Here is a 24413-nt window from a genome sequence, read left to right as displayed (position 1 = left end):
GCGTTTTCGCAGATCGGCCGTTACAGTAGGTAGACATGTGCAGATTGCTCGGATACGCCACGTCGGGCCGCAATCTCAGCCTTCAGGATGTGCTGGGAACGCGGCTGGCCGAACAGTACCGTCAGCAGTCCATGATCCACAACGACGGTTGGGGTTGCGCGCTCGTCACCGAGCCGACCGTGACACGCCACTTCTCCGACGGCGGCGCACGCACCCCGGAAACCGCGACCCGCGTGTACAAGTCCACCGTGGCGGCGCGGTTCGACCAGATCTACCAGATCGTCTCCCGTCAGGGCGCGCGCGGCGGCATCTACCATCTGCGCCTCGCATCCTCCGGCCTGCCGCTGATCATCGAGAACCAGCAGCCGTTCTTCTGCGACGGCCTGAGCTTCATGCACAACGGGGACATCTCCTCCGAGGAGACCGGGCTCAACATCGTCACCAACCGTAATTTCCCCGTCAACCGGGAGATTCTCGCGGAAACCGGCGGACGCAGCGACTCCGCCATCTACTTCGCGCTCGTGCTCGAACGCGTGCGCATGGGTTGCACGCTGGCCGAGTCCGTCTCCCAGGCCGTGGCGCTACTGCGCCGGTACTACCCGCTGAGCTCCTACAACTGCATGCTGCAGAGCGAAAACGAACTGGTGATCCTGCGCGCCTGCGCCCGTACCGAGGTCTCGCCGCGCGTGGTGGAGCTGTACGCGTCCTACGGCATGGAACGTTTCGCCTACGACTACCGCGTGATCCGCTATCGCAGGCTCAACACCGGCGGCGTGGTGGCCGCCTCCTCCGGGTTCGACCAGCCCGCCGAATACGGGTGGACCGAACTGCCGAACGACCACATGATCGTCGCCTCCAACCGCACCGGGGAGTTCCGCCTGCGCACGTTGTAACGCGTCGGCAACCGCTGGCAACCGATGCGAACGCCGGCGCAGCACTGCACTATACTGGGGCCTGCTACCGACGGTACCGAAACCTACGTCAACGACGACCAGAGGAGCGTGGCAACGCATGCATCGGCCGGACTTCGCCTCCAACGTCCACTACCAGCATGTCCTCAACGCCTTCCGCGGGGAGCGCTACTCCGCGCGGGACGTCTACAACCTCGTCCTGCCCATCTTCGTGGACACCGTGTTCATGACGCTCGTGGAATTCTGCAACACCGGCATCATCAGCTCCGACGGCCCGGCCTCCGTGGGTGCGGTGAACACCGCCAACGCGGTCCACTGGCTCATGTTCGGCACGTTCAACGCCATCGCGCTCGGTACCTGCGTGCTCGTCTCGCAGCACTTCGGCGCCGGTCACCGCGAACAGATCGGGCGGGTGACCGCCTCGGCCATCCACGCCATGCTGGCCGTCACCGTCGTGTATTCCGCGATCGTGCTCGCCTTCGAGGACCAGATCATCACGTTCCTGTTCGGAGCCGCCGAACCGGACGTGTTCGCCAACATCCACGTGTTCCTGTTCGGCCTGCTCGTCAGCTACCCGCTGCGAGGCCTGTACAATGCCGTGGCCGGGGCCCTGCGGGGCATCGGGCGCACGCGCGTCACGCTCGCCCTGTCCGTGGTGGCGAACGGCAGCAACATGGTGCTCAACATCGTGTTCGTGGTCTGGCTACGCATGGGCGTGCCCGGACTGGCGTGGTCCGTGGTGGTCTCGCAGATCATCGGTGCCGCCATGGGCGTGGCGCTACTGAAAAGCTATGCGCCGCAACTGCACGTGACGCGCGCCATGCTGCTGCGCGTGGACGTGCGGCGCATCGGCAACGTGCTGTCCGTCAGCCTGCCGTTCATTCTCGAGGACCTGTTCTTCAACGGCGGCAAGCTCATCATCCAGATGTTCATCGTCCCGTTCGGTACGCTGCAGCTGGCCGCGAACGGCATCATCGGCTCGTGGTGCCATCTCATCGAGATCGCGCCGCGCACGCTGAGCGTCGCCATCGTGCCCATAGCCGGGGCCAGCATGGGCGCGGGCGACGTGAAGTACACGCGCAAGATCATGCGCTCGTTCATCCTCGCCGGCTCTCTGGTCTCCGGCGTGGCCGGCCTGCTGCTCGCCGGACTGTTCCCGTGGGCCATCACCTCCTTCTACCACGCCGACCCCGCCACCTACGGCATCCTGTGGACGCTCATGTGGATGAACGTGATCGCCTACCCGCTGCTGTTCTCCGCGCAGTCCGTGCTGCCGTCCATGCTGCGTTCCGCCGGTGACGGCAAGTGGACCACCATCTGCTCGCTGAGCTCCATGTGGATCTACCGCATCGGCGTGGGCTACCTCGTCTCCGTGGTGCTGAACTACCAGATCGTGGGCCTGTGGGCCGTGTGGCTCACTGAATGGGGCGTGCGGACGCTGCTGTTTTACCTGCGCTACCGCACCGGGCGGTGGACGCGGCATCGACTCGTGGACTGAGCCGCCACTCATCGGAACGCCGCATTCCCAATATGTGGCATGTCTCGTACACTGGTCATGGAGCACACAACAGCAATCGACACGAAAGGTGGAGCTGTGGCTGAAGAACTGGCAAACATCGGTGTGGTGGGCCTCGCCGCGATGGGAGCGTCCCTGGCGCGCAATCTGGCACACCACGGCAACACGGTGGCCGTCTACAACCGTCACTACTCGCGTACCGAAACCCTCATCAACGAGCACGGCAGCGAAGGCAAGTTCATCCCCTCCAAGACGCTCGAGGAGTTCGTGGCGTCGCTCGCCAAGCCGCGCACCGCGATCATCATGGTCAAGGCCGGAGACCCGACCGACCAGATGATCAACGCGCTCGCGGACCTCATGGAGCCGGGTGACATCATCGTGGACGCGGGCAACGCCTACTTCAAGGACACCATCCGCCGCGAAAAGGCCATCCGCGCCCGCGGTCTGCACTTCGTGGGCTGCGGCGTCTCCGGCGGCGAGGAAGGCGCCCTCAAGGGTCCGTCCATGATGCCCGGCGGCACCGAGGAATCCTGGAAGACCCTCGGCCCGATCCTCAAGACCATCTCCGCGCAGGCGGAAGGAGAACCGTGCGTCACCCACATCGGCTCCGACGGTGCCGGCCACTTCGTGAAGATGGTGCACAACGGCATCGAATACGCGGACATGCAGCTCATCTCCGAAAGCTACGACCTCATGCGCCGTGGCCTCGGCCTGAGTGTGGATGAGCTCGCGGACGTGTTCACCGAATGGAACAAGGGCGACCTCGACTCCTACCTCATCGAGATCACCGCCGAAGTGCTGCGCCACAAGGATGCCAAGACCGGCAAGCCGTTCCTGGACATTGTCGTGGACCGCGCCGGCATGAAGGGCACCGGCACCTGGACCGTGCAGACCGCGCTGGCCCTCGGCACCCCGGTCACCGGCATCGGCGAGGCCGTGTTCGCCCGTGGACTGTCCTCCGAGGCGGATCTGCGCGCCGAAGCCCAGACCAAGACGCTCGCCGGGCCCGAGCCGGAAGGGGCGTTCAGCGCCATCGCCGCCGACCCGGAGGAGCGCGCCGCGTTCATCGAGGACGTTCGTCAGGCCCTGTACGCCTCCAAGATCGTCGCCTACGCGCAGGGGTTCAACGAGATCGAAGCCGGTGCGAAGGAATACGGCTGGAAGATCGACCTCGGTGCCGTGGCTCGCATCTGGCGCGGTGGCTGCATCATCCGCGCGAAGTTCCTCAACCGCATCTCCGACGCGTACGATTCCGGCGAACAGTTCGGTTCCCTGCTGTTCGACCCGTTCTTCAAGGCCGCGGTGGAGGGCGCCCAGGCGTCCTGGCGCCGCGTGGTGGCCCGCGCCGCCGAAGCCGGCATCCCGGTCCCGGTGTTCGCGAGCTCCCTGGCCTACTACGACGGCCTGCGCTCCAAGCGCCTGCCCGCCGCCCTGATCCAGGGCCAGCGCGACTTCTTCGGCGCGCACACCTACGGGCGCGTGGACGAGCCGGGCGTGTTCCACACGCTGTGGGCCGAGCCGGGCCGCAAGGAGATCAAGCAGGCCTGACGGCTGTTTGGCTGATCGGCTGCGTCAATCGCAAACGGGTGTGCGCGGGATCTGATGTGGTCCTGCGCACCACCCGTTATTGTGTTGTGCGTTGTGCGGCGTGCGGCGTCGGAATCGCCTGTCAGCTCTGTCTGTCAGCCGCGCTTGGCGTTGGCGTCGCGGTCGAGCAGCCACAGGGACTGCCCACGGCCGGCCGCGAAGGAGCTCGGCACGTGCGGGTTGTCCGCTCCGGCCAGCGCCCCGGCCACCGCGTCGGCCTTGCCTGGGGTGGAGGCGATCATCCACACCGCATGGCAGGCATGGATGAACGGCACGGTCAGACTCACGCGCAGGGGCGGCAGCTTGGGGGAGTGGTTCACGCCAGTCACCTTGACGGCCGGGTCCGCGGAGAGCACTTCGGGGTGGTCGGGGAACAGCGAGGCGAAATGACCGTCCGGACCGATGCCGAACATGGCCACGTCGAAGGTGCCGTCCGCGCCGAGTTCGCGCTCGATCTCGGCCTGATAGTCGGCGGCCGCGCGGGCCAGCACCGCATCGTTGTCCGCGTCCGTGGCATCGGCGATCTCGGCGGCGGAACGCTTGTCCGCCGGCATCTCGTGCACATGGGACTCGGGAATCTGGCCCGAGGCGATCATCGCACCGAACCACGCCTCACGCGCCTGCCGGGCGTTGCGATCGGGATCGTCCGCCGCCACGAAGCGCTCGTCCCCCCACCACAGGTGCACGCGGCTCCAATCGACGATGGCGTTGAGCGGATTGGCGGGCAGTGCGGCCAGTACCGCATTGCCGTCGCGGCCGCCGGTCAGCGCAATGTCCGCGCGGTCGGCCACGGCCAGCCGGTCGGACAGCGCGATGAGCAGCCGGGACGCCACGGCCTCGTGCAGCAGGCTGCGATTCGGGTAGACAACGACCGTGCGCGGCGCGGTGGATGCGGTATGTGCGGTGTGTGCGGCGAATGGCATGATGTGCTCCTTACGGTTTTCTGGTTCGGGGGTTCGGTAATTCTCTGGTTCTCTGGTGCAACGGCTGGCGCTCGGACGGCTCACGACTCGGGCATCCATGGTCCTGTGGTGCAGAAAAAGCCGCGCATGCCGTCCGTGTGGCGTCCGGCATGCGCGGCTTTCCGAGGGCATCGTGACGAGGTCCGTTCCGGTCCGTCACTCGTGATCGACCAAGGACCAGCCCTTGGTGATCACCTCGGCGTAGATCTCGTCCGGATCAAGCCGGCGCAGTTCCTCGCTCAGGCAGTCCTCGAGCGGTCGAGCGGGCATGGACATGCTCTGGTCGGCCTGACCGGGCTGGCGGATCGTCGCCTGATCGTCGGCCGGTCTCAGCAACGCCAGCTCGCCGTCCTCACGGTCGAAGTACACGCCCTGCACGGCCTTCGCTTCCGGGTCGCGCTCCACGCGCACCGGCACGTCGAGCCGTAGCGCCAGCCACGAGACCAGCAGCTCCGTCGGAATGTCGTTCGTGGGACCAACCACGCGCACCGAGCGGATGGGCAGGTGCGGCGGCTGGTCCAGCATAGTGGCCAGCAGGGCGCGCCAGATGGTCAGACGCGTCCAGGAAAGGTCCACGTCCTTCTCGCTGTAGTGGGCGCGCAGGGCGGTGAACGCGGCTTCCGGGTTCGGGGCGCGCATCGCGTCGGTGATGCGGCTGCGGGCCATGCGGCCGATCGGATCCACTGCCGGGTTCTCCGGGGCGCGCGTCGGCCACCACGCCACCACGGGCGCGTCCGGCACGAGCAGCGGGATCACCAGCGTGTCGAGATGGCGGGTGAGCGCGGCGGTGGGCTTCAGGATGATGATCTCGCCCGCGCCGGCGTCCGCGCCGAAACGGATCTGGCCGTCCAGCGTGGAGCTGTGGTCGGCGATGTTCGTATCCACGTGGCCGTCCGTCACGATCGCAATCACGCGGCACGGATGCTCGCGGCTGGCGGCGTTCGCCACCTCCAGCGACGCCTCGAGATTCGCCGCGTCCGTGGTGATGAGCAGCGTGAGCACGCGACCCAGCGCCGCCTCGCCGCGCTCCTCGTGCAGTTCGTCGATCTTGCGCGAGATCGCGCCGGTCGACGTGTCCGGCAGTTCAAGAATCATGGCATCCTCCAATGGTGTCCGTCGCGGGCGAGCATGGCGTCGGCCTCCTCGGGGCCCCACGTGCCTGCGCGATACGGTTGCGGCTGGCCGAGCGTGGACCAGAACTCCTCGATCGGGTCGAGGATCTCCCAGCTCAGCTCCACCTCGCGGGTGGTGGGGAACAGCGGCGGGTCGCCCAGCAGCACGTCCAGAATCAGGCGTTCGTAGGCTTCCGGCGAAGCCTCGGTGAACGAGCGGCCGTAGCTGAAGTCCATGCTCACGTCGCGCACCTCCATGGCCGTGCCCGGTACCTTCGAACCGAAGCGCATGGTCACGCCCTCGTCCGGCTGCACGCGGATCACCACGGCGTTGCGGCCGAGCTCCTTGGTGGCGGTCGTCTCGAACGGCAGGTGCGGGGCACGCTTGAACACCACGGCGATCTCTGTGACGCGCTTGCCCAGCCGCTTGCCGGTGCGCAGGTAGAACGGCACGCCTGCCCAGCGGCGGGTGTCCACGTCGAGGCGGATCGCCGCATACGTTTCGGTGGTGGACGCCGGATCGATGCCCTTCTCGTCCAAGTAGCCGACCACGCGCTCGGAGCCCTGCCAGCCGGCCGCATACTGGCCGCGGGCGGTGTGGGCCGCCAGGTCGTGCGGCAGGCGAATGGCGGAGAGCACCTTGGTCTTTTCCGTGGTCAGGTCCGCGGCGGTGAACGACACCGGCTCCTCCATGGCGGTCAGGGCCATGAGCTGCAGCAGGTGGTTCTGGATCACGTCGCGTGCGGCGCCGATGCCGTCGTAGTAGCCGGCGCGCCCGCCGATGCCCATGTCCTCGGCCATGGTGATCTGCACGTGGCTGACGTAGTTGGCGTTCCAGATCGGTTCGAACATGGTGTTCGCGAACCGCAGGGCCAGCAGGTTCTGCACGGTCTCCTTGCCGAGGTAATGGTCGATGCGGAACACCGATTCGGGGGCGAACACCTCGGAGACCACGCGGTCGAGCTCCTTGGCGCTGGACAGGTTGTGCCCGAACGGCTTCTCGATGATCACGCGGCGCCATGCCCCCTCGGTGGAATGCGCCAGACCGCAGGCGGCGAGCTGACGGGACACCACGGGGAACGCGCGCGGCGGCACGGACATGTAGAACGCGTGGTTGCCTCGCGTGCCCAGGTCGCGGTCGAGCTCCGAAACCGTGTCCGACAGGCGGCCGAACGCATCGGCGTCGTCGAAGGTGCCGGTCACGAAGCGCAGGCCGTTGCGTAGCTGGGCGAACGTGTCCTCGTTGAACGGCGTGCGGCAGTGCTCGCGCACGTGCTCCTCCACGAAGTTCGCGAACTTCTCGTTGTCCCAGTCGCGCCGTCCGAAGCCGATCAGGCCGAAGCTCGGCGGCAGCAGGCCGCGGTTGGCCAGATCGTACACCGCCGGAAGCAGCTTTTTCTTGGCCAGATCGCCGGTGACGCCGAAGATCACCAGACTGCACGGCCCGGCAATGCGCGGCAGACGCATGTCGCGCGGGTCGCGCAGCGGGTTGGTCCAAGCCATATCCCCTCCTTGCAGGTCGTTGCGGGAAACACCATCCCTGCCGATTGTAGAGGTAGACGCGGGACCGTGTTCGATTCATGCCATATGCTGGGGCGTTCGGGCGTCCGGCCCGCAGGGCTAGGATGAGTGGCATGGGCATGATTCCGAGCGTCGAACAGATCGACGAACTTCACCATGAATACGCGCCGAGCGAAGACGCCTATGAGCTCATCCACACGCATTGCGTCATCGTGGCCACGATCGCCCGGCAGGTGGCCCACCATGCGAACGCGCTGTTCATGCGCCGTTGCACGCTGCCGGCCGACGCGCCGGAGCGCAACGGCGGATTCGACTCCGGTGCCGTGCATGGCGGCACGGTTCCGCCGCGTCTCATCGACGAGCATCTGGTGGTGGTCGGCGGACTCCTGCACGACATCGGCACCTACACGGTGCTCAAGCATGACGGCACCGACGGCGAACCGCTCAAGTTCAGCCATAAGCGCTACATTCTGCACGGGCTCAACGGGTACGAACTCCTGCTGAAGGCGGGTGTGGACGAGTCGATCGCCGAGTTCGCCCGCAACCACACCGGCGTGGGGCTCACGCGCGAGGCCGTGGCGGAGCAGGGTCTGCCGTTGCCCCCGGCCGACTACGTGCCGGTGAACCTTGAGCAGGAGGTGGTGATGTATGCGGACAAGTTCCACAGCAAATCCGTGCCGCCGAAGTTCCTCACCGTGGACGCGTACACGGCCCGCGCGGCCCGATTCGGCGAATCCAACCGCCGCACGTGGCTCGATCTGGTGGCCAAGTGGGGTGTCCCGGACGTGCCGGCGCTCGCCGAGCAGTACGGCATGAGGGTGATCTGAGGGCCTTTCGGCAAAATCCGGTTCACACGTTGAACGGCGAAAAAACTCGTGAATCGGCAATCGCACGTTTCCGCGCAGAGCCGCGCACGGGGTTTGGCTTCATTCTGCGGATTTGCATGTTCGGTTGGTCGGTCGGGCCGGTTCACAAGTTGAAGTCGAAAAAAACTTGTGAACCGGACCATGATGAGTGCAAGGTTGTACTTATGCCGAGGGGTGTGTATATTTGAGTCTGACACAAAAGTACAAGGTTGTACCGCCCGACGGTGCGCCAAATGCCCGCGGCGCGAACGGACGCCGGTTGCACCGTCGTCTCGCAGCCGCCGTGCCAACCTGTCACCCTTCAAGGAAAGGACATCCTCATGGCAGACACCGCAGTCTCCCCGGCCACTCCATCCGCACGACTCATCGTGGACGACGATTTCGAGCTCGCCCCTGTCAACCCCCGCCTGTTCGGCTCGTTCGTCGAACACCTCGGCCGCTGCGTGTACGGCGGCATCTACGAGCCCGGCCATCCAGAGGCGGACGAGGACGGTTTCCGCAAGGACGTGATCGAACTGGTGCGCGAGCTCGGCGTGACCACCGTGCGCTACCCGGGCGGCAACTTCGTCTCCGGCTACCGCTGGGAGGACGGCGTGGGCCCCAAGGACCGCCGTCCCCGTCGCCTCGACGAGGCTTGGCACTCCACCGAAACCAACCAGTTCGGCCTGCATGAGATGGCCGCCTGGCTCAAGAAGACCGGGGACAACGAGCTCATGGAGGCCGTGAACCTGGGCACCCGCGGCCTGCAGGAGGCGCTCGACCTACTCGAATACGCCAACATCCCCGGCGGCACCGAACTGTCCGACCGTCGCCGCGCCAACGGCGCCGAGGAGCCGTTCAACATCCGCATGTGGTGCCTGGGTAACGAGATGGACGGTCCGTGGCAGATGGGTCACAAGAACGCGCAGGACTACGCTACGCTCGCCTCCGACGTGGCCCGCGGCATGCGCCAGATCGACCCGGATGTGGAGCTCGTGGTGTGCGGCTCCTCCGGCCACAACATGAAGACCTTCGGCGAGTGGGAGGAGACCGTGCTCGGCAAGGCCTACGATCTGGTCGACTTCGTCTCCTGCCACGCCTACTACCATCCGGAGAACGGCGACGTGGCCAGCTTCCTCGCCGCCGGCGTGGACATGGACGGCTTCATCAAGGATGTGGCCGCCGCGATCGACGCCACCAAGTCCCGCCTCAAGTCCACCCACGACGTAGCCATCAGCTTCGACGAGTGGAACGTGTGGTATCAGGGCTCCGAACCGAGCAAGGTGCCCGAGGGCATCGGCAACTGGCCGGTCGCCCCGCATCTGCTGGAGGACGTGTATTCCGCTCTGGACGCCGTGGTGTTCGGCGATCTGCTCGTCACCCTGCTCAAGAACGCGGACCGCGTGCATGCCGCGAGTCTCGCCCAGCTGGTCAACGTGATCGCCCCGATCATGACGGCTCCCGGAGGCCCCGCATGGCGGCAGACCACGTTCTACCCGTTTGCCGAGACCGCGCGTCTGGCCAAGGGAGGCACCGTGTTCGAGCCGAAGCTGCGCACCGAAACCGTGCCCACCGACCGCTATGGCGACGTGCCCGGCGTGGATGCGGTGGCGGTGCGCACGGCGGACGGCAACGTGGCGGTGTTCGCCGTGAACCGTTCGCTCGACGCCGCAACGCCGTTCGAGATCGAGCTGCCCTCCCGCGCAGGCGGCGCATGGTCCGAGGTCTCCGCGCGCACGCTGCATGAGGACGACATGCACGCGGCGAATACGCTTGAGGACCAGAACCGCGTCACCCTGCACGCCAATCCGACCGCCGTGCTGGACGGTGCGGACGGCACGGTCGGCACGGTCGGCACGGATGCGCGTACGGTCCGCGTCACACTGCCGCCCGTCTCCTGGACCGTTGTGGAGGTTCGCTGACGGTCGCTACCATCGGACCCAGCTACCATCGGACAGTATGAGCAGCAAGCGAGTCACCATCACCGACGTCGCCCGTGAGGCCGGCGTCTCCATCAAGACCGTGTCGAACGTCATCAACAAGGGCGGTTCGATGCGGCCGGAGACGCGGGCCCGCGTGGAGGAGACCATGCGTCGGCTCGGCTACCGCGTCAACATTTCCGCACGCGCAATGAAGGCCGGCCGCACCGGGCTGATCGGACTGGGCATCACCAGTTTCGACCAGCCGTTCATGCCGTACTTCGCGGACAGTGTCATCGCGGCGGCGCGGCGGCGCGGGTACGGGGTCATCACCGACACGTACCCGCCGAACGGCAGCATCTCCGGCATCGTCGAGGAGACGTATCGTCTGGGCGCCGACGGGTGGATTTTCTTCGTCGGTTCCACCTTGCCGGACGGGGGTGCGGAGTTGCGGCAGTCGTATCCGGTGGTCGCAGCGAGCGATTACGCGCTCGGACCGGCCACCGGGGACAGGGTGGACCGGGTGGCCATGCCGAATCAGGAGGCCATGCATGCCCTGACCGGTCGTCTGCTGGACGTCGGCTGCCGTTCGATCGCTGTGACGGGGGCCCGCGTGGACGGTCCGCAGGCGCTGGCCCGTGTGCTTGCCGGCGAGGACGGCACCACGGCCCAGCGCGTACGCGGGTTCGTGGAGGCCATGCGGGAGCGCGGGCTGGAGCCGGACTGGCGGTATCTCTCCACGCCGTCCGCATGGAACCGGGCCGACGGGGCCCGGGCTGTGCGCACGATTCTGGATTCCGGACTGCCCCGGCCGGACGCGATCATGTGCCTCAACGATGCGGCCGCGCTCGGCGCGATCACCGAGCTGCAGAGGCGCGGCCTGCGGGTGCCGCAGGACATTCGCGTCACCGGATTCGACAACGTGCCGGAGGCCGAGTTCGCCACGCCGTCCCTCACTACCGTCGATCCGTTCGTGGAGGAGTATGCGCGTCTGTCCGTGGACATGCTCATCGAACGCATCGAGGGGTTCGACGGGCCGACGCGTGAGCGGGTCACGGGATTCGAGGTCAGCGACCGCGCATCCGCCCGCTAGTGCGTCGGCCCGCTGATGCACTAGCGGGCCGACAGGGCTACAGCGTGTAGATCTTGTCCGCCACGTCGTGCGCCAGATCCGCGTCTTCGGTCACGATCACGACGGTCTTGTTGTCCTTGTGGGCTATGCGCCGGAACAGTGCGATGATCTCGCTGCGGGTGGGGTCCTCGAGTTCCGCCACGGGCTCGTCGGCAATGATGACTGCAGGCTCGCAGCTCAGCGCCTTGGCGATGGCCACGCGGCGCCGGTGGATGTCCGGCAGTTCGCTCACGCGGGTCTCATTGTGCTCGGCGGGGAAGCCGACCTCGGCCAGCAGGTCTTCCGCGATGAGCGGCTTGGGCTTGAGGAAGTTGCGCCCGGAGGCATCCATCGCGTTGACGATGTTGCCGAGCGCCGTCAGGTCGCCCCTGAGACTGTTGCGCTGAAGCACCAGACCGGCGAAGTGGCCGCGCAGCTCGGTGCCCGCGATCTCCTCGAGGTCCTTGCTCTTGAACATCACGTGGCCTTCCTCGGGCCGGCCCATGGCGGTCATGAGAGTCAGCAGGGCCACGCGCTGCTCGTCGGACGAGGGCACCACCGCATACACGCGGCGGTCGTAGAATGCCAGATCCACGCCGTCAAGCACCTTCGGCCCACGCCTGCCGGCGGTGTAGCCGACGCGCTTGAATGCCAGCGTCGGATAGGTGGAGAACACGATGGAGTCCTCGCGGGAGATCTCACGGTCGATCTTCGAGGCGACCATCACGGGGGCGGCCTCCGCGGGCTTCTCCCCGGAGGTGGTTTCGGCGTCGGCCGTGGCCTTGGCCGCGTCCTTGGCGGGCAGCCCCAGTGCGGCGGCGATCAGCGCGTCGGTCTGGTCGAGTGCGGGCGCGTGCCCGCCTTCGGCGGCCCCGTCCGCAACGCTCTGCTCGTCGGCCTCGTCGTCGTATACGATGCCGAACGGCACCGCCGGCGCGTCGTCGTCCGTTCCGTGGGTCTTGAGGTTCTCGTCGATGTCCTTGCCGTCGTTCGCGTTCATGTGCTGCTCCTGCTCGTCGTTGTGGTTGAAGTCGCGATTGCGTTCGTCCGTCATGGCGGTCAGGCATCCTTCCGCGCGGCGAACAGCGTGGACGACCGGTAGCAGGCCGCGCGCACCCAGCAGATCACGGCCATTGCGGCCATTGCCCCCAGGGCGGCCCAGACGCACTGCCAGATCAGATTCGCTTGCGGAGTACCGTGCACTTCGGTGGTGAGGCGGGCGATGATCGGTGCGGTACCGAACCCGGCGCCCAGATAGCCGATGAGCACGCCGACCAGCGTGGGCAGGATGAGTTCGAGTGCGAACTGCCAGCCGATGCGTGCGCGGCTGACGCCCACGGCGATGTCGTAACCGATCTCCTCCGATCGGCGCGACAGCGTCCATGCGATCAGCGCCACGGCGAGCACTCCGCCCACGCTCCACAGCGCGATGAGCGTCGGGGTGAGCTTGCCGCCCAGATCCTTGAGTGGCTGGATGTTGGCCTCGTAGGAAGCGATCTTGGGCGAGGAGACGACGTAGTCGTCGCTCAGGCCTGCCTGCTTGACCGCAGTCTTGAACTGGTCGTACGCGGCGAGCGTATCCAGCTTGAAGGTCACGTTGAGCGCGTTGGTCTTCTGGGAGTCGTCGGTGGGGGAGAGCCCCGCGTTGCTGAAGCCGTAGTAGCTCGTGTAGATCGCGTTGTCCGGGTCGAGGTCGTTGCCGAGGGACGGGGTGACGCCGGAGGCGGTGGTCCGGTAGATGCCGGAGACGGTGAAGGTGACCGTCTTCGATGCGTCGAGCGGGTTGGTCACGGTGATGGTGTCGCCGACCTTGGTGCCGTTCTTGTCCGCGAGGGCCTTGGGAATGATCGCGTTGCCCATGCCGTTCTGGTCGAAGGTGAGGTCTGCACCCTCGACGATCTCGTATGCGCCGAGCGGGCCGTCCTGCGAGGAGCCGGCGTCGTAGAAGCCGGTCACGGTGAAGCTGGAGCCGTTCACGGGCTGGATCTGGCCGTTCGCGGCGGGCGTCACGGCGGTTTCGTCGTACTGCGGGGTGAAGTTGACGCCTGCGTTGCTCAGCGCCTCGGCGTAGGCGGACCAGTCCTGCCATGACAGGTTGTAGTCGTTCCAGTTGATCTGGCTCGCGTCGCTCACGCCCTTGGCGACCATGACCTTCTGGCGGTCCACGCTGATCTTCGCATCCGGGGAGATGGCCTGGTAGACGGAGCCGATGGCCGACTCGTAGGAGTAGCGGGCGGACAGGGCGAACATGGAACCCGCCGATACGACGGCGGCGATGAGGACCACCAGAACGGTGCGCGTCTTGTGATGCGTCATCGCGGTCCAGGCGTTCTTGAGAACGAACATACTTCAGCTACTCCGGTTTTCCTTGTTTCGTTGGCCGGGACGCGCAGGCGCCCCGTGCATTCACTATGGGCAAGGGACGTGGACGTTCTCTTGCCGCTGCCTATAGTAATACTGCAAGGAATCTGAAAGAATGCTGGCAATCTGTGCCTTGCAGGTCGTGTGACGGTTCGTCCCCGTCCCCGGAGACTTCGTCGATCGGCGCTACACTGTCCGATAGCACTCCCATGGCAGCCGATTCCGAGAGGTGATCTATGCGCACGTTCCCACGCCACATCCGCGGCAGAAGCATGAGGAACCTCAGGGCCGTGACAGGTTGGCGCATGGTGGCGCGCGTGCTGTACGTGGTACTCGCTTCCTTCGGAGGGCTGCTCCTGTCCACCTTCATCGTGTACGGTGCGTCCGCGGTAAAGATGACCTATGAGGCCGACCGCATGATCGGTTCGGCCGAGAACCTCGCCAATGCGGCGCTCGGCTGCGGCGGGGAGGTGAACCTCGCCCACGCCTCGCACGACATGGTCGACTCCGCCACCAAGCTGCGCGACGAGCTCGACAGCGCGAAGTGGACGATCGTGCGCGACCACACCTCCTACGGCAACGACATCACCGCCGCACGCACCATGCTCGGTGCCGTGGCGGATCTGGTGGACGGTCCGTTCAGCGACCTCATGGGCCTGTCGGACCAGTTCTCCGGCTTCTCCATGGACAACAAGACCGTCGATCTGAGCGCCCTGCTCGGCATTCCCGGCATCCTCGCCAACGCGCACGCCGTGATCGGCGAGGAGACGAACCAGCTCGCGTCCCTTGCCACGCCGTCCATCCCCGCCGTAGCCAAACTGGTGACGACTGGCCGGGCCGCCCTCGAATCGGTCGACGGCCTGCTCGCCCAGTACGACGACCTGGTCAACCTCATCCCCAGGCTGCTCGGCGCGGATGGCAAGCGCACGTACCTCGTGGCCATCTACAATCCGGCCGAACTGCGCTCCGGCGGCGGCATGGTGGGCAACGTCGCCACGGTCACCGCGGACGCCGGCAAGGTGGAGATCGGCGACTTCGTGATCACCTCGTCCTTCGAATACGGCACGAGCCCCCTTGACGACGAGAACAAGGTGGAAGGCGCGATCTTCGGCGATCAGGTGTACCGCTACCCGCAAACCACCACCGTCAACCCCAACTTCCAGCGCGCGGCTGTGACCCTCAAGAACCTGTGGGCCGCCCAGCCCGGCAATCAGGGAGTGGACGTGGCCGGCGTGTTCGCGCTCGACCCGGTGTTCATGCAGGCGCTCATCGGCGCCACCGGCAACGTGACGCTGTCCGACGGCAAGGTGCTCGACGGCACGAACGCCGTCCAGTTCTTCCTGAGCGACATCTACACCGCGCACCCCGACTTCCAGGATCAGGACCGGTACACCAACGAATCCTCCAAGATCATCATGTCCAGCGTATTCTCCAACGTGGGCGCGTCCACGGCATCCGGCGTGCTGCGCGCCGTGCGTTCGGCCTCCGCGGACGGGCACTTCAAGGTGTGGATGGAACAGGTGGACGAGCTGGAGGCCCTGGTGCAGACCCAGGTGCTGAGCCCCAACGCGGCCGGCATGCTGCCCGACGACCCACTCAACCCAACGGCCGGCGTCTACCTCACCGAGGCGGTGGCCAGCAAGCTTGACTGGTACCTGCAGGTGGAAACCACCGTGACCCGCACCTGCGGGCCCACCTTCGCATCCGCGTCGCGCAGCCTGAGCGATCTGGTCGACGCCCGTCCCCGCTCCACCATGCTGGGCGCCATCTCCTCCAAGACCCTCGGCGACGAATACACCGTGCAGGTCACGCTGCGCAACACCATGACCGAGCAGCAGGCCATCGACCTGCCCAAGTTCGTGACCGGCGAGACCGACAGCGGCACCATGCAGCCGCGCCTATTCCTCATGGCCCCGGCCGGCGGAGAGATCACGTCCATCGCCTACGAGTCCGGCGACTTCGTGGCCAACGGCATCGTGGGCGATCACCAGTTCATCAACCTGCGCCTGACGGATGGCGTCAAGCCGGAGTCGGAGGTCACCGTGGCGTTCACCGTGCGCTCCCGCGAGGACGCCACCGCGCTGCTCAACGTGGTCACCACGCCGGTGATCAACGCGAACGGCATCTACACCGGCACCAACGGGCAGGTCACGGATCAGTGCGGCGCCGACGTGCCGGACGCCCAGCAGGACCAGCGCTACGGCAGCGGCACGCTCGACCCGTCCGATCTGCAGAGCGTCGCCCCCGGGGACGCCGCCACGCCCACGCCGAGCTTTGCGCCCGAGGACCAGAGCGCGGCCACCACGTCCGGCGGGGCGTTGGATTCGCTGGATGCGTTCCGCGGCAGCATGTCCTGCCCGGTGGATCTCAAGTCGCTCGTCAGGGCGTGACGCGCGGGGTGCTTGTCCGCGAGGTGGCGTACAGTCGGAAAAGTTGTGCGGACTTCGGTCCGTCGACATGCAAACACACTCCTGCCGTCAGAGGGTCTGGCGGCCGATAGTCCGAAGGAGGTGGGTGATGTCTGCGCATAAGTACGAACTGATGTTCATCGCTGATCCTGAGCTGGACGAGCGCGGTCTGAAGAAGCTGACCGAGCAGTACCTCGAGATCGTCACCAATGAGGGCGGTTCCGTGGATGGAACCGACTACTGGGGTCGCCGCAAGCTCGCTTACGAGATCGCCGGCAAGTCCGAGGGCAACTACGTGGTGGTGAACTACACCGCCACTGCCGAGACCAGCGCCGAGCTGGACCGTGTCCTCAACCTCAACGAATCCGTGATCCGCACGAAGATCCTTCGCAAGGACGTCAAGTAAGCTTTTGCACCGTTTCGGTGCCGTTGCTAAGGGGTGACACCTATGGCAGTACCTACGATCACGATCATCGGCAACCTCGCCGCGGATCCCGAAGTCCGTCAGGGCAACAACGGTCCGTGGGCCACGTTCACCGTGATCACGCAGTCGAGCCGTCGCAACCGGGAAACCAATCAGTGGGAGGACGGCGACCGCGCCAGCTTCCGCTGCGTGGCGTACGGCGATCTGGCCGCCAATCTGGGCAGCTCGCTGTCCAAGGGCACGCGCGTCATCGCCTCCGGTCGCCTGCGCGACCGCCAGTACACGGACAGCCAGGGTCAGACCCGCTACACCACCGAACTCGTGGTGGATGAACTCGGCCCCTCGCTGCGCTACGCCACCGCTCAGGTGACCCGCACGTCCGGTGGCTCCGGCTCCTATTCCGGTGGCTTCCAGGGCGGCAACCGCGGCGGATTTCAGGGCAATCGCGGCGGCTACAACGGTGGCGCCGGGTATTCCGGTGGCGCAGGCTACTCCGGTGGCGCTTCCGCCGCCCAGCCCGCGCAGTCCGCTCCGGCTCAGGCGCCCCAGACCGGCGCCGATCCGTGGGGCACGCCGTCCAGCGGATCCTTCGGTTCGTTCGGCTCCTCCGACGATTTCGGCGGCGCCAACGACGAACCCGAGTTCTGATCCGCCAGTCCCGAACCGTTAGCAACGAATCAACCACACACTTTTCAAGGAGAACATCACTATGTCACGCAAGAGGCCGCAACCGCCGGTCAAGCCGTTCAAGAAGAAGCCGAACCCGCTCAAGGCAGCCAAGGTCACCGAGATCGATTACAAGGACGTTGCGCTGCTGCGCAAGTTCATCTCCGATCGCGGCAAGATCCGCAGCCGTCGCATCACCGGCGTCACCGTGCAGGAGCAGCGCAAGATCTCCACGGCCGTCAAGAACGCCCGCGAGATGGCCCTGCTGCCGTACGCCACCTCGGGTCGCTGATAGGAGGACCGACAGACATGGCAAAGGAAATCAAGATCATCCTCACCAAGACCGTCGCCAACCTGGGTCACTCCGGTGACGTGGTCGAGGTCAAGCCGGGCTACGCCCGTAACTACCTGGTCCCGCAGGGCTTCGCCATCGCGTGGAGCAAGGGTGCCGCCTCCCAGATCGAGGCCATGCGTCGCGCCCGTCTGGCCAAGGCCGTCGCCACCCGCGAGGATGCCGTCGCCGCCAAGAGCGCCATCGAAGGCACCACCGTCGAGATCGCCGCCAAGGTGTCCGAGTCCGGCAAGCTGTTCGGTGGCGTGTCCACCGACGCGATCGCCAAGGCTCTGGCCGACAAGGCCGCCGTCGATCCGAAGGCCATCACCGTCGAGAGCATCAAGACCACCGGCGACTTCGCCGCCACGGTCCAGCTCCACCCGGAGATCGCCGCCAACTTCACCGTCAAGGTCGTCGCCGAGTGAATCTCGGTTCGCTGACCTGAGCTTAAGCAGACGAGGGCCCCGCGCTTGGATTTCCCAGGCGCGGGGCCCTCGTCGTTGCGGTGGCAGGAAGCCCGGAGGCGGCTAGAAGTTAGATCCGTTCCAGCCCCAGTCGGTGGTCGCCGTGTAGCGGATGTACGTGCGATCCTTGGGGATGCCGAGTTCGGAGTCGAGCGCGGCCATGATCTGCTCGGTGAGCTTCTCCCATGCGTCGGACGGCACGGACCGGCCGAACACGTTGACCTCCACGTAGGCGGCCGGCTTGCTGTCGCTGCCGGCGAAGTAGATGGGCATGTCGTCTTCGAACGGGCACATCAGCCAGCCTTCGGACTTGCCGGGCACGGCCGTGATGGCCTTGCCGTAGGCGGCCTTGAGGGCCTCGCGCTGCTGCGGGGTGGTCTTGACGCTCACGTGGGTGTGAATGACGGGCATGGTTCCTCCTTGCGGGACTTGCGGGTGAGTACGCCGCCATTGTAGCTATTCCGCGGATTGTGCGCAGATCCAGCCGATTCCCTGCTACCGGTCAGCCTGCGTGAGTATAAAAGTCACTCGTGAAGAAACTGATCGCACAGCTTATGAAATTCGGCATCGTGGGCGTCATCGCCTTCGTCATCGACTACGGCCTGATGAACATCCTGCTGATGTTCCACATGCACAACGTGCTCGCCACGTCCATCTCCTTCTTCGTGTCGCTGGTCTTCAACTATCTGGCCAGCATGAAGTTCGTGTTCAAGCACCGCCCGGACATGGCCCGCTGGATGGAGATCACCATCTTCTTCGTCTCCTCGTTCATCGGATGGATCATCAACGAGGTGATCGTGTGGCTCAGCACCTCATGGATGCCGCACGATTCCATGTACAGCATGCATGCGCAGTACATCCTGTGGACGAACGTCGGCAAGCTGGTCGCCACCGCGGTGGTGATGGTGTGGAACTTCGCGATCCGCAAGTGGCTGCTGGACGACACCCACACCAACGCCATGAACCGCCTCAAGTCCGCGGACAAGCGCCTCACCCAGGAACAGCTCGATGCGAAGTGGGAGAACAGCTTCTCACACAAGCTGGGCCTGTGGTCCCTCGCGCACACCCCCAAGGGCTGGCCGAAGTAACGCGTTCCGGCATCCGTCAGACGGTGACCTCCTGCAGCAGCGGCTTCTCGGTACCGTCCTTGATCTGCCTGAAGCCGACGAGCGCAATGACCAGTGAGCCGATCGCCAGCGCGGTCACCACGAGGAATCCGCCGTGCGAACCCATGCGGTCGATGAACTGGCCCGCGATGGCCGAGCCGGCGGACGCGCCGATCGAGTTCATCGCGCCCATCCACGCCATGCCCTCCGTGAGCCTCGTCGGCGGCACGAGGTGGAGCATGAGCTGGTTGCCGTTGATCCACGTGGGCGCCTGGCACACGCCGATGAGCAGGTAGATGATCATGATCGTCCACAGGTTGTGGGCGAACAGGAACAGGCTGATGCCGATGTTCACCACCGCCAGGCAGAAGTAGAAGCGCTTCCACAGCGGGATCGTCCAGTTCTTGGCGCCGTAGACCAGCGCGCCCATGAGCGAGCTGAACGAGAAGCAGGCGAACACGAAACCGGTGTACTGCTTCGCGCCCTGCTCGGTGGCGAACGAGATGATGGAGATGGCTGCCGCCGACTGGAACGCCCCGAGGCCGAACCAGGTGACGCACACGGCGATCAGGCCAGGTCCCCAGATCGACTCCTTGCGTTTGCCGGCGTCCGCACGCTCGGCCTGCAGGGCCGCCGCCTTGGCCGCCTCTCGTTCACGGTATTCGCGCCGGGTCATGCCGGCCGCCCGGGCCAGCTGGGTCTGCGACGGCGGTTCGGTCGTCAGCTCGGTGAGGAACATGAGCGCGCCCACCACCACGCACATGCCGGTCACGGAGAACGCCAGCAGGCCGGAGATGACGGCAAGCGTGGAGGCGAGCGGATTGCCGATCACCCACATGCACTCGTCGAACACGCCGCACAGGCTCAGCGCCCGGTCGGTGCGCACGCGGTCGCCCTTGAGCAGATGCGTCCAACGGCCGCGGCTCATGGCGCCCCACGGCGGGATGGCCGCGAGGAACGGCGTGAGTGCGTACAGCACCCATTCCGGCGCACGGTTGGTGATGCAGGTCACCAGCGCGGTCGCGGCCACGATCCACACGATGATCGTGGGGATGGAAACCTGACGCTGACCGAACTTGTCCACTAGCTTGCCCAGCAGCGGCGTGGCGATGGCCAGGGCGATGGCCTGCACGGCGGTGAGTGCGCCGGCGAGCGAATAGTTGCCGTAGTAGTACTGCACGGAGATGGTGATGGTCATGCCGACCATCGGGAACGGCATGCAGGCGATCACCGAACCGATGGAGAAGCGTGCGGTGTGCGGGATGCGCAGCAGCTCCGCATATCCGCCGAAGACCCGGGCGCCGATGTCCCTGATGCCGGCCAGTGCGGTGTTGGCCATGTCGTGCTGTCCTTTCCGTGATGGGCGGTCGCCTCGGGTCCCGGCCGCCGCGGTCCGCAATGGCCCGGCGCCCGGTCATCGGGCCCGCGATGGTTGCTCAATGATCAAACGTTTTGCGTGACGGCTGCACCGCGGTCTCCCGCGGACGTCCTCGTACCGTCACCCGCATGCTATGCCGTGCCGGGTACATCGACACGGGTACATTGGGACCATGAGCGCAACCACCATCCACTTCGTCCGCCACGGCGAGGTCCACAATCCCGAACACGTGCTGTACGAACGCCTCCCGGGCTTCCACCTGTCCGAACGCGGCCGGCGCATGGCCGAGGCCACAGGCCGGTATTTGGCGCAGAATCCGCAGACCAACACGCCGGCGGCGGTCTACTCGTCACCCTTGGAACGCACGCGCGAGACGGCGGGCATCATCATTGGCCACCTCAACGAAGCCCGCGCCGAACGTGCCGTGGTCGCCCCGGATGGCCGCGCACTGCCCGCGCTCGAACTCGCCGTAGACGACCGGCTCATCGAGGCGGGCAACGAATTCCGCGGCAAACGCATCGGCCATGGCGAAGGCGCGCTGTGGAAGCCGGAGAACATGAAGCTCGTCCGCAACCTGTACCGGCCCACCTGGGGGGAAAGCTACCGGCACATCGCCGATCGCATGGGCGCGTTCGCCGCGGAGAAGATCGTCGAATACGCTGGCTGGCAGATCATCGTGGTCAGCCACGAATCACCCATCTGGACGTTCCGCCACCTGCTGGAGACCGGCCGTCCGGAGCACAACATGCTGCTGCGGCACACGGCCCTCGCCTCCGTCACGTCCATCACGTTTGACGCGGACACCCGTCAGGTGATGAGCATCACATATGTGGATCCCGCCGCCAACGTGGCGTAAGCGCCTTCCGGACTACAATGAACACTGGTGAGACAGCAAAGGAGCCAAGCAAGATGACGTTTGCATTCGATGACGCCGCCGTGGCGCGCGTGGCCGCATCGCCCGCGGTGCGCGAGGCCGCCAAACGGGGCAGCGAACTGGTGAAACTGTGGCCGCTGACCGAGGCCATGCACATGGACAACGACGCGAAGTACGGCGAGAACCTGCAGGTGAGGCTCACCCGCGCCGCCGCCCGCATCATGACCGGCCAGGACGTGACCGTCCCGGACGCCGAATTCGTCTACGAAGGCGCCGACGCCATCCCCGGCCGTCCGCAGGAGATCGTGGACGCGCTGCTGGACGCCAACGACGCGTACGACGCCTTGGCGGACTACTCGGACACGGGCGACGCCTCGCTGGTGCTGGACGCCGCGGACAAGCTCCACGACGGCTGGCCGGACCGGACCCGCGATGCCGTGACGGGCGTGCTGGATGCCGTGGAGGCGACCTTGAAGGATGGCTCGGTACCGGGCGTCGATGTCTCGCCCGCGGCGTCCGCGGATGCGGTGGCGGGCAGGTTCGCCGTCGCGCTCGTTGCGTACGACGCGCTGCTGGACGCCGTGGACGGGGCCGATCCGCGCACGGCCGTGACGGTGCTGCTGGCCGTCAACGAGCTGCTCGAACAGCTTTCCGTGCCGCGCATCGCCCTGAGCGACACGCAGCTCGACGACCTGCTCAAGGCCCGTGCCGCCGCGCCGGACGCCGGCACCCGTCTGGACGCGACCGCCACGCTGGTGGCCCCGCTGGCCGCCTCCGAATGGGAGAAGCACCGCGAGGACGTACTGTGGGATCCCGCCGAGGCCAAGAAGAAGGCCAAGGAAGAGGATGAGAAGCGCAACAAGGAAGCGCTCGCCGCCAAGTTCGCGCACATCAAGGACGACCCCAACAAGGAGCACGTGGAACTGTAGCGGCCATGTGCCGTATAGCTGTGGCCCGGAAGGTGCATTGCCTTCCGGGCCACAGTCGTTATGGAACCGCGCCGGGCAACGAGCCGCGCGCTCCTAGCGCTGTGCGGGGATGTCGAACCGTGCTCCCTCCGGCTTGGAACGGCCGGCCAGCAGCACGATGGTGACGATCATGGCGATGGCCGCGGCGAACCAGACGATCGTGGAAATCCCCAGCGTAGTGGCGTTGCGCTCGAGGAACTGTTGCATGCCACGTCGCAACGTTTCCTCGTAGAGGGCCGGATCGTCCCCGCCCGCGTAGATGGCTGCGAATTCGGCGCCCAAGCGCGGCACGATCGCAACCGCCAAGACCTCGTTCGCCGCGGTCGCGATGACCGGGATGAGCATGAACCATCCGGAAAGGTTGGCGTCATGCAGGCGGCGGATGCCTATGGGCAGCAACGCCAGATCGGAGAGAATACCCCACGCGGCGACGATAGCCAGCCCTAGCGGGCCGATGAGCCAGCCCACGACCATGCTGACCAGTGCGACGAACAGGAACGCCCACCAGAACTCGCCGCGGGATGCACGGCCGGTGCATACGAACATCTTGGCGAACAGGCGCTTGACCGCCGCTCCGAAGCCGATGCCGTACCACGGTTTGTCGATCGGGGGCTCGAATGTGTATGCCTGCGCCGGTGCGCCCTGCGGCAGCGGCTGACCGTACTGTGGTTGCTGCTCGCCTTGGTAGCCGCCTTGGTATCCGGGCGAGAATGGGTTGGCCGGGGCGTTTCCTCCCGGCTGGCCGTACTGCGGCTGGCCGGCGTATCCACCTTGCCCGGGTTGACTATAGGACGGCTGCCCGTAGGCCGGTTGCCCGTAGTATTGCGGCTGCCCCTGCTGCGGTGCATACTGGCCATATTGAGGCATCGGCCCCGCTGGCTGTTGCGGTGCCTGTCCTCCGGCCTGCTCGTCGTTTTGTCCGGCGGTGTTGCCCTGCTGCTCGTTGTTCGGTGGGAAATTGGCCATCGCTGCCCCTTTCATGGTGTGACTTCATTCTTTCATACCTATTGGGCATCTATCTGCATAGTGTGCAGCACTGCGCAGATAGCCGTCTTCTTGGCAGTCTCCGGCCGTTCGCGCGAAAGCTCCGCTCGGAGAACGGCTGCGCAAGCCGAAACCTTCACCCCTCCTCGTCGAAGGCCACGGCATCGTCGTCCGCTCCCAGCAGCAGCCGCTCCGCCGCGGAAACGGCGAGCAGCACCACGCCGGTGAGCGCCACCACCATGAACGTGGCGCAGAAGATCAGCGGCGTGCGGAACGAGTTGTATGCCATTTGCAGCCAGATGCCCAAGCCCTTGCGCGCCCCCATGTACTCGGCCGTGGTGGCCGTGGCGAACAGGTAGGACGCGGAGATGCGCACACCGCCGAAGATCTGCCGTGCGGCCACGCGCAGCTTCACGTGCCAGAGCGTCCACCAGCGAGTAGCCCCGCAGGTCAGCGCCACGTCCTCGTAGTACTGCGGCACCGCCTTAAGCCCGCGAATGGTCTGCACGGCGATCGGAAACAGGCTGAACACCGCCACGATGGCGATCTTGCCGGAAATCTCGAAGCCGAACCAGATGATGAACAGCGGCGCGATGGTGATGAGCGGCATGGTCTGTGCCGCGGTGAGCAGCGGGAAGAACGCGGCGTTGAGAAGCGGGGAGCAGTAGAACACTACGCCAATGAGCACGCCCAGCGCCACGGCCAGCACGAATCCGGCGGTGGCCTCCTGGATCGTCACCACGGTCTGCGCCCACATCTTGGGCCACACGTCGACAGTGGCCAGCACGATCTCGCTCGGTGCGGAGAACGAATGCCGGTTCGCGTGCCCCGAATCCACCCAGATCTCCCATGCCGCCAGCAGTACCGCCACGGCGATCAGCGTGGGTACATACCGGCGAACGACGTTCTTCGCCTTGGAGGCCATGATTTCACCTTGCTTTCCGCCCGTCGGTAAGGTGAGG

Annotated in this window: 23 protein-coding genes; 14 read left to right on the top strand and 9 right to left on the bottom strand. The window is 66.1% G+C overall.

Annotated elements, in window-relative coordinates; genetic code table 11:
- The first annotated feature begins 35 nt into the window (after positions 1-35).
- The 3 genes from AC1AZA_RS08580 (at position 36) to gndA (ending at position 3975) form a co-directional block, all read left to right on the top strand.
- Positions 36-893: a class II glutamine amidotransferase gene (locus tag AC1AZA_RS08580; protein WP_476514241.1), complete on the top strand. Its 858-nt coding sequence runs from the start codon at positions 36-38 to the stop codon at positions 891-893.
- Between the two features lie 118 nt (positions 894-1011).
- Positions 1012-2409: an MATE family efflux transporter gene (locus tag AC1AZA_RS08575; protein ID WP_476514240.1), complete on the top strand. Its 1398-nt coding sequence runs from the start codon at positions 1012-1014 to the stop codon at positions 2407-2409.
- A gap of 141 nt (positions 2410-2550) precedes the next feature.
- Positions 2551-3975, top strand: coding sequence for an NADP-dependent phosphogluconate dehydrogenase (gndA, locus tag AC1AZA_RS08570; protein ID WP_476514254.1), 1425 nt, complete (start codon positions 2551-2553; stop codon positions 3973-3975).
- Between the two features lie 134 nt (positions 3976-4109).
- Here the strand turns inward: gndA and pgl are convergent, their stop codons facing one another.
- The 3 genes from pgl to zwf form a co-directional block, all read right to left on the bottom strand.
- Positions 4110-4937 (bottom strand): 6-phosphogluconolactonase, encoded by an 828-nt coding sequence (pgl, locus tag AC1AZA_RS08565; protein ID WP_476514239.1) that lies wholly within the window; start codon positions 4935-4937, stop codon positions 4110-4112.
- A gap of 195 nt (positions 4938-5132) precedes the next feature.
- Complete coding sequence (locus AC1AZA_RS08560; RefSeq protein WP_476514238.1) at positions 5133-6071, bottom strand: glucose-6-phosphate dehydrogenase assembly protein OpcA; 939 nt, start codon at positions 6069-6071, stop codon at positions 5133-5135.
- On the bottom strand, positions 6068-7591 hold the full coding sequence (gene zwf / locus AC1AZA_RS08555) for a glucose-6-phosphate dehydrogenase (protein WP_476514237.1): 1524 nt from the start codon (positions 7589-7591) through the stop codon (positions 6068-6070). The genes AC1AZA_RS08560 and zwf overlap by 4 nt, the downstream gene beginning before the upstream one ends.
- A 131-nt stretch (positions 7592-7722) precedes the next feature.
- On the opposite strand from zwf, the gene AC1AZA_RS08550 reads away from it, so the two are divergent.
- From AC1AZA_RS08550 to AC1AZA_RS08540, 3 genes are all read left to right on the top strand, one after another.
- Positions 7723-8436, top strand: coding sequence for an HD domain-containing protein (locus AC1AZA_RS08550; RefSeq protein ID WP_476514236.1), 714 nt, complete (start codon positions 7723-7725; stop codon positions 8434-8436).
- Between the two features lie 359 nt (positions 8437-8795).
- Positions 8796-10376, top strand: coding sequence for an arabinosylfuranosidase ArfA (gene arfA, locus AC1AZA_RS08545; protein ID WP_476514235.1), 1581 nt, complete (start codon positions 8796-8798; stop codon positions 10374-10376).
- 37 nt (positions 10377-10413) lie between these two features.
- Complete coding sequence (locus AC1AZA_RS08540; RefSeq protein WP_476514234.1) at positions 10414-11466, top strand: LacI family DNA-binding transcriptional regulator; 1053 nt, start codon at positions 10414-10416, stop codon at positions 11464-11466.
- Positions 11467-11503: 37 nt separating this feature from the next.
- Here AC1AZA_RS08540 and AC1AZA_RS08535 read toward each other — a convergent pair whose 3' ends face one another.
- Positions 11504-12538 carry an ATP-binding cassette domain-containing protein gene (locus tag AC1AZA_RS08535; RefSeq protein WP_476514233.1) on the bottom strand — a complete coding sequence of 345 codons (1035 nt, stop codon included), beginning with the start codon at positions 12536-12538 and terminating at the stop codon, positions 11504-11506.
- 5 nt (positions 12539-12543) lie between these two features.
- Positions 12544-13830 (bottom strand): ABC transporter permease, encoded by a 1287-nt coding sequence (locus AC1AZA_RS08530; protein ID WP_476514232.1) that lies wholly within the window; start codon positions 13828-13830, stop codon positions 12544-12546.
- A gap of 305 nt (positions 13831-14135) precedes the next feature.
- On the opposite strand from AC1AZA_RS08530, the gene AC1AZA_RS08525 reads away from it, so the two are divergent.
- The 5 genes from AC1AZA_RS08525 to rplI all read left to right on the top strand — a co-directional run bounded on the left by AC1AZA_RS08525 (position 14136) and on the right by rplI (position 18102).
- Complete coding sequence (locus AC1AZA_RS08525) at positions 14136-16235, top strand: DUF4012 domain-containing protein (protein ID WP_476514231.1); 2100 nt, start codon at positions 14136-14138, stop codon at positions 16233-16235.
- 127 nt (positions 16236-16362) lie between these two features.
- On the top strand, positions 16363-16659 hold the full coding sequence (rpsF, locus tag AC1AZA_RS08520) for a 30S ribosomal protein S6 (RefSeq protein ID WP_476514230.1): 297 nt from the start codon (positions 16363-16365) through the stop codon (positions 16657-16659).
- A 42-nt stretch (positions 16660-16701) separates the two neighbouring features.
- A complete protein-coding gene (gene ssb, locus AC1AZA_RS08515) occupies positions 16702-17325 on the top strand; it encodes a single-stranded DNA-binding protein (protein WP_476514229.1) in 624 nt (207 codons plus the stop codon).
- A 61-nt stretch (positions 17326-17386) separates the two neighbouring features.
- Positions 17387-17635: a 30S ribosomal protein S18 gene (gene rpsR / locus AC1AZA_RS08510; protein ID WP_476514228.1), complete on the top strand. Its 249-nt coding sequence runs from the start codon at positions 17387-17389 to the stop codon at positions 17633-17635.
- A gap of 17 nt (positions 17636-17652) precedes the next feature.
- Complete coding sequence (rplI, locus tag AC1AZA_RS08505; protein WP_476514227.1) at positions 17653-18102, top strand: 50S ribosomal protein L9; 450 nt, start codon at positions 17653-17655, stop codon at positions 18100-18102.
- A 102-nt stretch (positions 18103-18204) separates the two neighbouring features.
- Here the strand turns inward: rplI and AC1AZA_RS08500 are convergent, their stop codons facing one another.
- Complete coding sequence (locus AC1AZA_RS08500) at positions 18205-18552, bottom strand: phenylpyruvate tautomerase MIF-related protein (protein ID WP_476514226.1); 348 nt, start codon at positions 18550-18552, stop codon at positions 18205-18207.
- A gap of 143 nt (positions 18553-18695) precedes the next feature.
- Here AC1AZA_RS08500 and AC1AZA_RS08495 point away from each other — a divergent pair, with 143 nt between their 5' ends.
- Positions 18696-19229, top strand: coding sequence for a GtrA family protein (locus AC1AZA_RS08495; RefSeq protein WP_476514253.1), 534 nt, complete (start codon positions 18696-18698; stop codon positions 19227-19229).
- 16 nt (positions 19230-19245) lie between these two features.
- Here the strand turns inward: AC1AZA_RS08495 and AC1AZA_RS08490 are convergent, their stop codons facing one another.
- A complete protein-coding gene (locus AC1AZA_RS08490; RefSeq protein WP_476514225.1) occupies positions 19246-20586 on the bottom strand; it encodes an MFS transporter in 1341 nt (446 codons plus the stop codon).
- A gap of 211 nt (positions 20587-20797) precedes the next feature.
- Between AC1AZA_RS08490 and AC1AZA_RS08485 the strand changes: the two genes are divergently transcribed.
- Both AC1AZA_RS08485 and AC1AZA_RS08480 read left to right on the top strand, forming a co-directional pair.
- Positions 20798-21481, top strand: coding sequence for a histidine phosphatase family protein (locus AC1AZA_RS08485; protein ID WP_476514224.1), 684 nt, complete (start codon positions 20798-20800; stop codon positions 21479-21481).
- 53 nt (positions 21482-21534) lie between these two features.
- Positions 21535-22428: a hypothetical protein gene (locus tag AC1AZA_RS08480; protein WP_476514223.1), complete on the top strand. Its 894-nt coding sequence runs from the start codon at positions 21535-21537 to the stop codon at positions 22426-22428.
- Positions 22429-22521: 93 nt separating this feature from the next.
- Here the strand turns inward: AC1AZA_RS08480 and AC1AZA_RS08475 are convergent, their stop codons facing one another.
- Complete coding sequence (locus AC1AZA_RS08475) at positions 22522-23433, bottom strand: DUF805 domain-containing protein (protein WP_476514222.1); 912 nt, start codon at positions 23431-23433, stop codon at positions 22522-22524.
- Positions 23434-23587: 154 nt separating this feature from the next.
- Positions 23588-24376 carry an ABC transporter permease gene (locus tag AC1AZA_RS08470; RefSeq protein ID WP_476514221.1) on the bottom strand — a complete coding sequence of 263 codons (789 nt, stop codon included), beginning with the start codon at positions 24374-24376 and terminating at the stop codon, positions 23588-23590.
- Positions 24377-24413: the final 37 nt, after the last annotated feature.

The organism is Bifidobacterium sp. LH_389, from assembly GCF_056357235.1.
This window is presented reverse-complemented; position numbering and strand designations above follow the sequence as displayed.